Below are 10,449 nucleotides of genomic sequence, written 5' to 3' on the forward strand. Positions count from 1 at the left end.
TGGATTACGCAAAAAGGCCGTTTCTCGTCTAGATTGAAACAGTTTCACCCTGATACTGGAGGCGGATATGGTCTTTGTGGTCAGTGATGAAGTTAAGCCGAAAAACGGTGGTCCATCGATGATAGTCACGGGGTATTCCAGTGGCATGGTGGAATGCCGATGGTATGATGGTTTCGGCATCAAGCGAGAAGCTTTTCGAGAAGATGAGCTCCTGCGCGGTGACGACCAACAGCGACGAGAGTCGGCTTAATCACGCAACGCCCGGCATGTCCGGGCGTTTTTGTCGGCTGTTAACGCGAGCGGTGTTTGTTTAAATCATAAAACCCGCCAGGCTTTGGTATTGTGCGGATAGGGCAGAGTTGTGAGCAGGGAGTGTGTGTGCAGCGCGATACCTTTGTAGCAAAGAAAAATCTTCTGGGGCGGTGGCGTAGCCACCCCGGACAAATTGTGAACATCTGCTTTCTGGTTGTCCTTGTCTTCTCGACTATTCTGACCTGGCGCGAAGTGGTGGTGCTGGAAGATGCCTATATTTCCAGTCAGCAGAATCACCTGGAAAATGTTTCGAGCGCATTAGACAGACAGTTGCAGTTCGGCGTCGATAAACTGCTTTTTTTCCGTAACAGTATGGGCGCGGCGCTGCATACGCCGCTGGCATTTGAAGTGCTGCATGGTGCGGTCGAGCGTTTTCGTCAACTTCGCTATTTACCTTACTGGCAGCTTGCCGTCGAAACACAACGCACGTTGCCTCTAAAAGGTGTCTCGGACGCCTTCGTTGAAAAAACTGAGCTGCTTTCCCGTGATGATAGCAAAATCGATAACGAGCTTTCTGCGGCGCTTGAGGTGGGTTATCTGCTGAAGCTGGCGATGCGCCCGAATATGGCTGAAAAGCGAGTCGTATATGTTTCGCGTGCCGGTTTTTATCTCGCCAGCGATGGCGTCGCGCAAAACGCGGAGATTGCGTCACGTTACTATCATCTGGTGACGCGCCCCTGGTTTACCCTGCAATCCGATCGTGAAAACCGCGCCCGCGGGGTGCAGTGGTTTATCACCCCAGCCTCATCGGGTTATATGGGGGAAGACGCTATTACCGCCAGCGTCCCTGTCTATTTTGATCGTTACTGGTACGGCGTCCTGGCGATGGACTTCACCATTCCGGCCATGAAAAAACTGTTGGTAGAGGCGGTCGACGGACGCAACGAGGGCGAGTATCAACTGTATGACAGCCGACTTAACCTGATTGCTTCGTCTGCCCCGTCAGTCAATGAAGTTGGAACGTTCGACGAGCGAGAAGTGGCGCAAATCGCGCAGGCCATAAGCACCGATACCGCAGGCGGTATTCGTCTGGGGCCGCGTTTTGTGAGCTGGCATCGACTCGACCATTTCAGCGGCGTCATTCTGCGAATTCATACGCTTGAAGAAGGCGTACAGGGTGACTTCGGTAGTATTAGTATTGCGCTTGCCCTGCTGTGGGCCTTGTTCACCGCCATGCTGCTGATCTCCTGGCTGGTGATTCGCCGAATGGTGAGCAACATGTACACCATGCAAAATTCGTTGCAGTGGCAGGCGTGGCACGATCCGCTTACCCGACTCAATAACCGCGGCGCGCTCTTTGAACGGGCTAACGCGCTGGCGGCAGTGTGCCGTCAGCAGCAGGTACCGTTCTCGGTGATTCAGATAGACCTCGATCACTTCAAGGATGTCAACGATCGCTTCGGTCATCAGGCTGGGGATAAAGTCTTAGCCCACGCCGCCTCGTTGATTGCCAGCGCTATGCGCGGCACCGATGTCGCCGGACGTGTAGGGGGCGAGGAATTTTGCGTTGTGCTGCCGGGTGCAACGGCAGAGCAGGCGGCGGCCGTGGCGGAGCGTATCCGTGCGCGCATTAGCAGCAAGCAGATACTGGTGAAGAAGAGTACCACGGTGTGCGTAAGCGCTTCTCTGGGCGTCAGCAGCACGGAAGAGAACGAAGCCTTTGACTTCGAGCAGTTGCAATCCATTGCCGATGCACGTCTCTATCTGGCTAAACAGCAGGGGAGAAATCAAGTGGTGTGCCGCGGTCCGGATAAAAAATGATCTAAGCCTTCCCGCCAGCCATCGGGTCCGGATTGCTGGGTATGATAAACCCGCTCTGGAATGTCATCCTGTAGCGTAATCCCAAGTCGGTTGATACCTTTTACTACCACGGCGTAATCGACGTTATCCAGCAGGGGGGCGTCGTTTGGCCCATCGCCAAGTCCGATGGTCGTAGGGACAAATCCCTCGCGCTTGCGGTATTCATCAATAAGCCAATTCACGGCCTGGTCTTTACCTCCGCGCGCATCCAGAACGTGCCAAAACCGCGCACCCTGAACAAACGTAAATCCCAACTGGGTGAGTTCGGTTTCAAACTGCGTCATCCGCACGTCGCTGTCGCGCCAGATAAGGGTCACCGAGGCCTCATGCAGACGCGCCAACGTTGAACGTTCACGGTTGAGCCCGGTCCATTCGCCGATCGTCTTTTCATCGACATCGTCAAAGGTGGTGAATTTATAGCCTCCTCGTTCACGCAGCGTATCGATAACCTCTTTGATGTCACTGTGCGGTGTACCGTTGATCAAACGAGGGGCATCGGGATGATCGTTCCAGCGTACGTCTAACTGAATGACGGCCCCATTCTCGGCAATAAAAGGTAATCCCTCCAGCCCCAGGTCTTGTTGAATTTCAAGCGTTTCTGCGGCCGTTTTGCTGCTGCACAGAATCACCGGAATCTGGTGGTCCTGCAATTTCTCCAGCCATAGCGCGGCGGGCTGCCAGTCGTAGGTATGAATATCCAGCAGCGTACCGTCAAGGTCGGTGAATACCAACAGCGTCTCCTTGAGTAAGGACATAGCAACTCCTGATGACGTATATGTGGTGTAAATGAATATATCCTTGTCATACAAAAAAATTGCGGATAAGGTTTATCCGACATCAGATTTCCTGGTGTAACGAATTTGTAAGTGCTTCTTGCTTATGCAAGTTTGATCCCGGTCACCCCATGACCGGGATTTTTTTCGCCTTAGCGATTCACTTCCGTCACGCTGAAATCGTGGATGTCGAGTTCAAAGGCCTCGGCAAGCTCAGTGTAAGTGTGATAGTCCCGTCCATTTACGATGACGCGATTGGGATCGTCCGCCGTACGACGGACCTCGCTTTCACTGATTTCGTTAATCGCGGCGAGCAGGGCATCGACATCGACGCTCACTTCCCGCTTGGCCGTCTCGCTGTACTCTTTTGACGTCTTCATTACGCATACCTCTTTTAGCCGTATCCAACGTTAAGTATAGACTGCCTGGAAAAGCGGCAATTGCACGCGCAGGCGCTGCCAGTTGTTGCGAATTGTTCTACACTGGCTCAAAACCACAGGAGGATTTTATGAAGGTCAACGATCGGGTTACCGTAAAGACAGACGGCGGGCCGCGTCGCCCTGGCGTGGTACTGGCAGTAGAACAATTCAGTGAAGGCGTGATGTACCTGGTGTCGCTGGAAGATTACCCGCTCGGGATCTGGTTCTTTAACGAGCTTGGTCATTCTGACGGCGTGTTTGTGGAACTGGCTGAGTAGACGAGCGTCGGGTGACGACTGGATTACCCGACCCACTTTTTGGCGCGCGTTAATGGAAAAATCTCTGGCGAGGCCAGAGATTGATGTTGTGCAGAAGATATCAAAAGTGGTTAGCGCATGTTCACGAAAATGCCATTCGTCACATTATCCGTCAGACGAACAACATGATAAATAACTTGTTTATTATGCGTTTTAATTTTCCTTTTAATATTTCCCTTATGTGACGAAACGGTTTTTGCTTTGATGTTCATTTGGTCGGAAATCTGAATTGTCCCTTGCCCTGCCATCCACATTCTCAACATACTTGATTCAGTGCGGCTTAATGATAACGTGGGTAAGTTAAACTCTCCTACACTCTTCACTTCTTTATTCAAATAATCGCCCAAAATGTCATCCAGTGACTCGGGCTTAATCGATTTAGAACTGATCAATAAGTTTTTACGCACCAACAAATATTCGTCGAAATGGATATTTGCAATGGCCATAAAAACAATAAACAGGGTTGTAGGATGCTGATTAATGATTTGCTTAATGTGCTGACTGTTGGCTGGATCGTGAATGAAACAGTCCTCATTAATAAACACCACGCCGGGCTTGTGAAGTTCACAAGCGGCTGCAAGTTCTTCAACGTTATGAACATCGTTGATGTCTCGTTTTCTAACCCCTCTGCTTGCAAGATACCCGGTTAGCCCTAGCCGGGTGTAACTGCATAAATCCATAATGATCGTTGACATGGCATACCCTCACTCAATGCGTAACGATAATTCACCACCTGCCTGAGAGCTCATAAACAGCCATACGGGATGGATAAAAAGGTATTAACCTGTGAGCAATACATAGACTTTCAGGCGAACTCACTATCCCGTAAAGTTACGTATAATTTGCCAGGAATCTTCTTAAAGTAAAGTAAATATTAAGTATTGTGAAGGGTGTAAAAACAAATAAACCGCATCAGATATATCCTGGTAGATGTTTTTAATGTTTTATTTTAGGAATATCCTCAGAGAGACAATATAAACATCAGGGGTTAATATTTCGGGGTAGTTCACTCACAATATTGGCTAACAGATTGAATATTTCACCGAATAAATGTTCACAGAACGGAGCGATGAGCGGCATTAACAGCCCCATCAATATCATCCCGACGGTAAGCGTCACCGGGAAGCCGATGACAAATACTGAAAGCTGCGGCGCCATACGGTTTAGCAAACCTAATGCAAGGTTCACCGTCAGCAGCAGCGTGATGATCGGCAGTGCCAGCATTAGCCCGTTGAGGAAAATCAGCCCGGCGGCCCGCGTCAATGCCAGGAAGGCGTTGCTGTTCACCGGATTATCGCCAATCGGCAGCGTGTGGAACGTGTCCACCAGCATGGAGATCAGCCACAAGTGGCCGTTTAAGGTTAAGAACAGCAGCATCGCCAGCATATCGATCAATCGTGCCAGAACCGGCATGTTGAGGTGGCTTGCGGGATCGACGAAGGTAGCAAACGACAGACCCATCTGTAAGCCAATAAGCTCACCTGCGGTACGTATCGCGGCAAAAGCCAACTGCATGGTGAACCCGATAGCCACGCCAATGAGCACCTGCTGGAGTGCCAGCCATACCGCCTGCGCGGAAAAGATAGCGACGTTAACCGGCGGTAATGAGGGGGCGATAACAAAGGTAATGAGCATGCCGAGCCCCACTTTGACGCGTTTGGGGATCGACTTTTCGCTCAGAATGGGGGCGGTCATGATAAGCGCCATGACGCGCAGCAAAGGCCAAAAATAGAGCCCGAGCCAGTGCATCCATTGATCGCTGGTGAAATGCAGCATCTCTGAGTCAGCCGATGATGTACGGCAGATTGGTAAACAGATTACGCATGTAATCCAGCAGCAGGTTTAGCATCCACGGTCCGGCGATAATAATGGCCACGAAGACGGCAATGATTTTCGGAATAAACGAGAGCGTCATTTCGTTGATCTGCGTTGCAGCCTGCAAAATACTGATAATCAGACCGGTAACCAGCGCAACCAACAGCAGAGGAGCGGCAACGGAGATGGCGACTTTCATCGCTTCCGTGCCCATCATCATGACCGATTCAGGAGTCATTTCGCGCGCCTCAACTGTAGAAACTTTGCGCCAGCGAACCGACGAGCAATTGCCAGCCGTCAACCAGTACGAAGAGCATGATCTTAAAGGGCAGGGCAATGGTTGCCGGTGGCACCATCATCATACCCAGCGCCATCAGGACGCTGGCGATCACCAGGTCGATTATCAGGAACGGGATGAAAATGGTGAAGCCAATCTGGAATGCGGTTTTCAACTCGCTGGTAACATAGGCGGGCAACAGGATGCGCATCGGTACCGCTTCGGGTCCCTGAATGGGCCCTTCGTTTGCCAGACGAGCAAACAGCGCAAGGTCGGCTTCGCGCGTCTGGCGTAGCATAAACTCACGTAATGGCTGAGCGCCTTTTTCCAGCGCTTCCTGCATAGAGATTTTATCTTCGCTAAACGGCTGATAGGCGTCGGCATAAATCTTATCGATAACCGGCGACATAATAAAAAAGGTCAGAAACAGAGCCAGACCCAGCAATACCTGGTTTGGCGGTGCGGACGGTGTGCCCAGCGCGTTTCGCAATAAACCGAAGACGATGATGATGCGGGTGAAGCTGGTCATCATCAGCAGGATCGCCGGGATAAAGGTCAGCGAGGTGATAAATACCAGCGTCTGAACCGGCAGCGACCAGCTTTGTCCGCCTCCGGCCATTGGCGTTGAAATCAGACCGGGCAACTGGGCATAAACGGCGGGAGCAAACAGGCCGACACCCGCGAGCGTCAGGGTTAACAAACGGCGCATTACGATCTCCCGGAACGCTTAAGCAAACTCTTTAACACGGACTGAAAATCCGCTGGATTCTCTGCACTCACTTCGCCCAGAGCAGGCGCGGGAGGCAGCTTATGTAATACAGTGATCTGCGATGCCGTTACGCCCAGCACCAGCCGGGCATCTTCCACATCTACAATCACGACGCGTTCGCGTGGACCGAGCGAAGTGCTTGCGCTCACCTTTAACCCGCGCGTTGTCGCGGTTTTGCCGGCCACGCCAAAGCGCTTTGCCAGCCACGCAGCGATAAGAATAAAGGCAATAATACCCAACAGCGCGCCGCTGACCTGTAGCAGTGGCGAGCCGGGAACCGCAGAGGGTTGTGATACCGTTGCCTGGGTTTTCATGCTTAACGGCTCAGACGACGCATACGTTCTGACGGGGTGATAATGTCGGTAATACGTACGCCGTATTTATCGGCAACCACCACCACTTCACCCTGTGCAATCAGGTAGCCGTTGATCAGAATGTCCAGCGGTTCACCCGCCAGGCCATCCAGCGCAACGACGGAACCCTGGGTCAGACGCAGCAGCTCTTTAATGGTCATACGTGTACGGCCCAGTTCAACCGTCAGTTTGACCGGGATATCCATAATCAAGTCGATATCCTGCAGCGTGCCGCTCACGTCACCACCGCCAAGTTGCTGGAATACCGCGTCCGCCGCGGTTTTGCTGGCAGGTGCTTTTTGCTCGTTTAACGCATCAGCCCACAGATCGTCCAGTGCTCCGCTGTTTTCATCGGACGGATTGTTCATATCACTCATTTGGGCTGTTCCTCATTCAGCGAATTCAGTATCGGATTGATCAAGTGCTCAACGCGTAACGCGTACTGACCGTTTACCGTGCCGTACTGGCTGGTCAATACCGGCACGCTATCCACATGGGCAATAATGCGGTCGGGTTTATCTATCGGCAGCACATCACCGGGTTTTAATTTGAGTATCTGGGATAACCGCAGGGGGACTTCGGCAAAACTGGCGATCAGTTCCAGCTGTGAATGCTGTACCTGGCGTACCAAGTTTTCGCGCCAGTTTTGGTCTTCGTTGCGGGAGTTTTCCAGCGGCGGATTAACCAGAACCTCGCGTAGCGGTTCGATCATGCTGAACGGCAGACAAATATTGAATTCGCCGGTCAGGTTACCGATTTCCACATGGAAGGGGGTGTTCACCACGATGTCGTTTGGCGAGGTAGTGATGTTGGTGAATTTCACCTGCATCTCAGAACGCACATACTCCACATCCAGCGGATGAATCGCTTTCCACGCGTCGCTGTAAGATTCCAGCGCCAGCTTCAGCATGCGGTTGATTACGCGCTGTTCGGTATGGGTAAATTCGCGTCCTTCTACCTTCGTCGGGAAACGACCGTCGCCACCGAAAAGGTTATCCACTGCGATAAATACCAGGCTCGGTGAAAACACGAACAGCCCGGTTCCGCGCAGCGGCTTCAGATGGATAAGGTTAAGGTTGGTTGGCACCGGCAGGTTGCGGGCAAACTCGTGGTAAGGCTGGATGCGAATCGCACCGACGGTAATATCCGGGCTACGGCGCAGCAGGTTAAACAGTCCCATACGGAACTGACGTGCAAAACGTTCGTTGATGATCTCCAGCGCCTGAAGACGCTCGCGCACCACGCGACGCTGGGTATTGGGATCGTAGGGACGAATGTTGCTTTCGCCGCCTGAACCCGGTTTTGGATCATCGCTCTGGTCGCTGTCGCCATTAAGCAGCGCATCGATTTCCGCTTGAGAAAGAATACTATCGCCCATGTCTCTACCGCAGGATGAAAGCTGTATACAGAACGTCAGTGACTTCCTGCTTAGGTTGACCGGCTACCAGCGGTGCCGCCAGCGATTGCTTGATAGCATCGACCAGCTTTTGTTTACCGTCATCAGTAGCGAGCCCGGAAGCCTCCTGGCGCGAAAAAAGCAGCAACAGACGGCTACGCACTTCTGGCAGATATTCGCTCAGGCGAGTGCGGGTTGCTTCGTCTTTAAGACGCAGCGTAATACCAATATAGAGCACGCGATCGGCATCGCCCAGGTTAACGGTGAACGTATCCAGGGCGAAAAATACCGGGGCCGGTGGCGGGGGGAGTTCCGCTTTGGCGGCAGCGGACGGGGCTTGCTGCATACGCCAGTAGCTAAAGCCTGCGGTGGCGCACGCGGCAAGCGTGATCAACACCAGCAGCGGGATCCAGATGGAGCGCTTGCTTTTTTTGTTGATAGCGGAGTCAGTCATCTGATACGAGCTTCCTGTTTCGGTACAGCTAATGAGGTGATTATCCCGTGTCCTGCTTTGGTCAAAGCGTGGAAAAGACGAGGATAATCACGCTACCTCTGGCGTTTAGGCAAAGATGTCTACCGCGCCGTTTCCACGAGCAGCGGACTGCAGTGCGGCAGGCGTGACCAGTAATTCATCACTTTCGTCATTAAATCCGCCCTGCTGACCTGAACGCGAGGCGTGTTGTTGCTGCTGAGATGACGACTGCTGCTGGCCTGCAGAGCTTTCGCTGCTGATGCTGCTTTGGGAAAGCTGAATACCGTTTTCCGCAAGCTGGGTGCGTAACATCGGCAGGGCAGCTTCGAGCGCTGCACGCACGTGGCTATGCCCGGAAATCATCTGCAACTGTGCCTGGTTATCATCCAGTTTAAGCGAAATTTGCACCTGGCCCAGATCTTCTGGATGCAGGCGCAATTCGGCGCTTTGCTGCCCCTGTTTGGTGAATAACGTCACGTGCTGGCTAATGGCCTGCTGCCATTCATGCGTACCCAAAGGCTGGCTGATAACCGGTGCTGTCGCCACGGTGGCAGCGGCAGGCTGCGCGGTAGCGTGGCTGGACATCACCGGGGCCAGCGTGGCGGTTGGCGTGGCAGAAGACGACGTGCTGGAGGCTTCCTGTTTTGCGGCGGCCGCAGCGGCGGCTGGCGTGAGCTGCGCGCTAGTCGACAGGTTTACGTCTGTATCCTGCGTGTCGGGCTGAGTTTTGCTCTGGTCGGCGATGTCGTTGTGAAGCACTGACGGACGGCCGGTGCTGGCCTGCGGCAGCGACGTTTTCGCGGTGACCGCATCGGTGCTAACCGGCTGAGCCGTCACCGTCGCGGTAGTTTGCTGATGCGGTAACATCGCCATCAGGGCGCTAAGTCCTGCCAGCTCCTCTTCGTTTAGCTCGGTTTGGCCGTCATCTTTTTGCACCGCAGCGGTTAACGTTTTCAGCGCATCGCTGTGGGTCGCGGGCATTAATCCGGAGACCAGGCTTTGGATAGTCGTCGTGGCTTTTACGGTATCTTCAGTGGCAAGGGCATCCTGACGTGCCAGCAAATCGGCCAGTTTGGCCGGAATAGCGCTCTTGCCATCCTGTTGCAGCGCGGCTTTGGACAGCTTACCGCTGGCGGCCTTAAGGTCGGCCAGCGTCAGGGGAGCCTCTTTTCCTTTACCTGCGGTATCGGTCAATGCACCCGCCAGCAGCGAGAGAAAATCTTGCGCGCCGTCAGCGCCTTTACCGGAAAGCGTACTGCCGGACAGGTCACTGTCGGTCATCAGCAGTTGTTGCAGTGTGATCATTCAGGTTTCCTCATTGATGCGCGCTGGGCAAACTCATCCATTTTCTTCTGGTCAAGACGGTTTTCGGCAAGCAACGTGGCGGCGGTTTGCCGGTCCTGTAATGTTGTCCAGGCCTGCAATCGCTGCTTCTTTTCTCGCCAGAAATTGAGCGCCTTATCAACTTTCTGGTCCCACTGGGTAAGCTGGTGGCGATGCTGGTCTATCGCTTTTTCCAGCGTCTGAATGAACTGTTGATAGTTTATCCAGCGTTGGCTGCCAATGCCCTGTGTCATATCGGTATTGAGGTTGGTGCGATATTCATGCTGATAGTCGATCAACATCGTCAACTGTTCTTCAGCCTGCTGGTATCCCCGTCGCATCGCGCCAAGCTGCAATGCGGCATCGTCGACTTCTTTTTCAGCCAGATCTTTCAGCGTCGTTAATGCGCTGTTTTGCGCCATG

The 10,449-nt window shown here is 53.1% G+C and carries 15 protein-coding genes; 3 read left to right on the plus strand and 12 right to left on the minus strand.

From position 1 onward, the window contains the following. Positions 1-67: 67 nt before the first annotated feature. Positions 68-250: a YodC family protein gene (locus AC6EMZ_RS08805; RefSeq protein WP_498402060.1), complete on the plus strand. Its 183-nt coding sequence runs from the start codon at positions 68-70 to the stop codon at positions 248-250. Positions 251-378: 128 nt separating this feature from the next. Beyond that, positions 379-2,073, plus strand: a complete 1,695-nt coding sequence (gene dgcQ, locus AC6EMZ_RS08810) for a cellulose biosynthesis regulator diguanylate cyclase DgcQ (RefSeq protein WP_498402061.1) — start codon at positions 379-381, stop codon at positions 2,071-2,073. On the opposite strand, the gene AC6EMZ_RS08815 is transcribed toward dgcQ, so the two are convergent. Further along, positions 2,040-2,867 (minus strand): mannosyl-3-phosphoglycerate phosphatase-related protein, encoded by an 828-nt coding sequence (locus AC6EMZ_RS08815; protein WP_498402062.1) that lies wholly within the window; start codon positions 2,865-2,867, stop codon positions 2,040-2,042. The two genes, dgcQ and AC6EMZ_RS08815, sit on opposite strands and share 34 nt — an antisense overlap. A gap of 170 nt (positions 2,868-3,037) precedes the next feature. After that, positions 3,038-3,265, minus strand: a complete 228-nt coding sequence (yodD, locus tag AC6EMZ_RS08820; protein WP_498402063.1) for a YodD family peroxide/acid resistance protein — start codon at positions 3,263-3,265, stop codon at positions 3,038-3,040. Between the two features lie 128 nt (positions 3,266-3,393). Between yodD and dsrB the strand changes: the two genes are divergently transcribed. Beyond that, a complete protein-coding gene (dsrB, locus tag AC6EMZ_RS08825; protein WP_498402064.1) occupies positions 3,394-3,582 on the plus strand; it encodes a protein DsrB in 189 nt (62 codons plus the stop codon). 110 nt (positions 3,583-3,692) lie between these two features. Here dsrB and rcsA read toward each other — a convergent pair whose 3' ends face one another. The 10 genes from rcsA to fliJ form a co-directional block, all read right to left on the minus strand. Beyond that, positions 3,693-4,316 carry a transcriptional regulator RcsA gene (gene rcsA, locus AC6EMZ_RS08830; protein WP_498402065.1) on the minus strand — a complete coding sequence of 208 codons (624 nt, stop codon included), beginning with the start codon at positions 4,314-4,316 and terminating at the stop codon, positions 3,693-3,695. A 286-nt stretch (positions 4,317-4,602) separates the two neighbouring features. Next, entirely contained in the window at positions 4,603-5,397 is a 795-nt protein-coding gene (gene fliR, locus AC6EMZ_RS08835) for a flagellar biosynthetic protein FliR (RefSeq protein WP_498402066.1), read from the minus strand. 7 nt (positions 5,398-5,404) lie between these two features. Next, positions 5,405-5,674 carry a flagellar biosynthesis protein FliQ gene (fliQ, locus tag AC6EMZ_RS08840; protein WP_032612271.1) on the minus strand — a complete coding sequence of 90 codons (270 nt, stop codon included), beginning with the start codon at positions 5,672-5,674 and terminating at the stop codon, positions 5,405-5,407. A 10-nt stretch (positions 5,675-5,684) separates the two neighbouring features. Further along, a complete protein-coding gene (gene fliP / locus AC6EMZ_RS08845; RefSeq protein ID WP_498402067.1) occupies positions 5,685-6,422 on the minus strand; it encodes a flagellar type III secretion system pore protein FliP in 738 nt (245 codons plus the stop codon). Next, positions 6,422-6,796 (minus strand): flagellar biosynthetic protein FliO, encoded by a 375-nt coding sequence (gene fliO / locus AC6EMZ_RS08850; RefSeq protein ID WP_498402068.1) that lies wholly within the window; start codon positions 6,794-6,796, stop codon positions 6,422-6,424. Before fliO ends, fliP begins: the two co-directional genes overlap by 1 nt. 2 nt (positions 6,797-6,798) lie before the next feature. After that, positions 6,799-7,212 (minus strand): flagellar motor switch protein FliN, encoded by a 414-nt coding sequence (gene fliN / locus AC6EMZ_RS08855; protein WP_498402069.1) that lies wholly within the window; start codon positions 7,210-7,212, stop codon positions 6,799-6,801. Further along, on the minus strand, positions 7,209-8,213 hold the full coding sequence (gene fliM / locus AC6EMZ_RS08860; protein ID WP_498402070.1) for a flagellar motor switch protein FliM: 1,005 nt from the start codon (positions 8,211-8,213) through the stop codon (positions 7,209-7,211). Before fliM ends, fliN begins: the two co-directional genes overlap by 4 nt. Positions 8,214-8,217: 4 nt before the next feature. Further along, positions 8,218-8,685 carry a flagellar basal body-associated protein FliL gene (gene fliL / locus AC6EMZ_RS08865; RefSeq protein WP_498402071.1) on the minus strand — a complete coding sequence of 156 codons (468 nt, stop codon included), beginning with the start codon at positions 8,683-8,685 and terminating at the stop codon, positions 8,218-8,220. Positions 8,686-8,790: 105 nt separating this feature from the next. Continuing rightward, the gene (gene fliK / locus AC6EMZ_RS08870) at positions 8,791-10,008 is read right to left on the minus strand and encodes a flagellar hook length control protein FliK (RefSeq protein ID WP_498402072.1); all 1,218 of its coding nucleotides are present in this window, start codon (positions 10,006-10,008) and stop codon (positions 8,791-8,793) included. Then, complete coding sequence (gene fliJ, locus AC6EMZ_RS08875; RefSeq protein ID WP_498402073.1) at positions 10,005-10,448, minus strand: flagellar export protein FliJ; 444 nt, start codon at positions 10,446-10,448, stop codon at positions 10,005-10,007. The genes fliK and fliJ overlap by 4 nt, the downstream gene beginning before the upstream one ends. Between the last annotated feature and the right edge of the window lies 1 nt (position 10,449).

It is taken from the genome of Enterobacter sp. SCRI0065 (assembly GCF_059766475.1).

What these genes read in the sequence shown, in the direction of transcription:
- AC6EMZ_RS08805 (WP_498402060.1), top strand. Translation starts at nt 68, where the DNA reads ATGGTCTTTGTGGTCAGTGATGAAGTTAAGCCGAAAAACGGTGGTCCA.
- AC6EMZ_RS08815 (WP_498402062.1), bottom strand. Translation starts at nt 2,867, where the DNA reads ATGTCCTTACTCAAGGAGACGCTGTTGGTATTCACCGACCTTGACGGT.
- yodD (WP_498402063.1), bottom strand. Translation starts at nt 3,265, where the DNA reads ATGAAGACGTCAAAAGAGTACAGCGAGACGGCCAAGCGGGAAGTGAGC.
- dsrB (WP_498402064.1), top strand. Translation starts at nt 3,394, where the DNA reads ATGAAGGTCAACGATCGGGTTACCGTAAAGACAGACGGCGGGCCGCGT.
- rcsA (WP_498402065.1), bottom strand. Translation starts at nt 4,316, where the DNA reads ATGTCAACGATCATTATGGATTTATGCAGTTACACCCGGCTAGGGCTA.
- fliR (WP_498402066.1), bottom strand. Translation starts at nt 5,397, where the DNA reads ATGCTGCATTTCACCAGCGATCAATGGATGCACTGGCTCGGGCTCTAT.
- fliQ (WP_032612271.1), bottom strand. Translation starts at nt 5,674, where the DNA reads ATGACTCCTGAATCGGTCATGATGATGGGCACGGAAGCGATGAAAGTC.
- fliP (WP_498402067.1), bottom strand. Translation starts at nt 6,422, where the DNA reads ATGCGCCGTTTGTTAACCCTGACGCTCGCGGGTGTCGGCCTGTTTGCT.
- fliO (WP_498402068.1), bottom strand. Translation starts at nt 6,796, where the DNA reads ATGAAAACCCAGGCAACGGTATCACAACCCTCTGCGGTTCCCGGCTCG.
- fliN (WP_498402069.1), bottom strand. Translation starts at nt 7,212, where the DNA reads ATGAGTGATATGAACAATCCGTCCGATGAAAACAGCGGAGCACTGGAC.
- fliM (WP_498402070.1), bottom strand. Translation starts at nt 8,213, where the DNA reads ATGGGCGATAGTATTCTTTCTCAAGCGGAAATCGATGCGCTGCTTAAT.
- fliL (WP_498402071.1), bottom strand. Translation starts at nt 8,685, where the DNA reads ATGACTGACTCCGCTATCAACAAAAAAAGCAAGCGCTCCATCTGGATC.
- fliK (WP_498402072.1), bottom strand. Translation starts at nt 10,008, where the DNA reads ATGATCACACTGCAACAACTGCTGATGACCGACAGTGACCTGTCCGGC.
- fliJ (WP_498402073.1), bottom strand. Translation starts at nt 10,448, where the DNA reads ATGGCGCAAAACAGCGCATTAACGACGCTGAAAGATCTGGCTGAAAAA.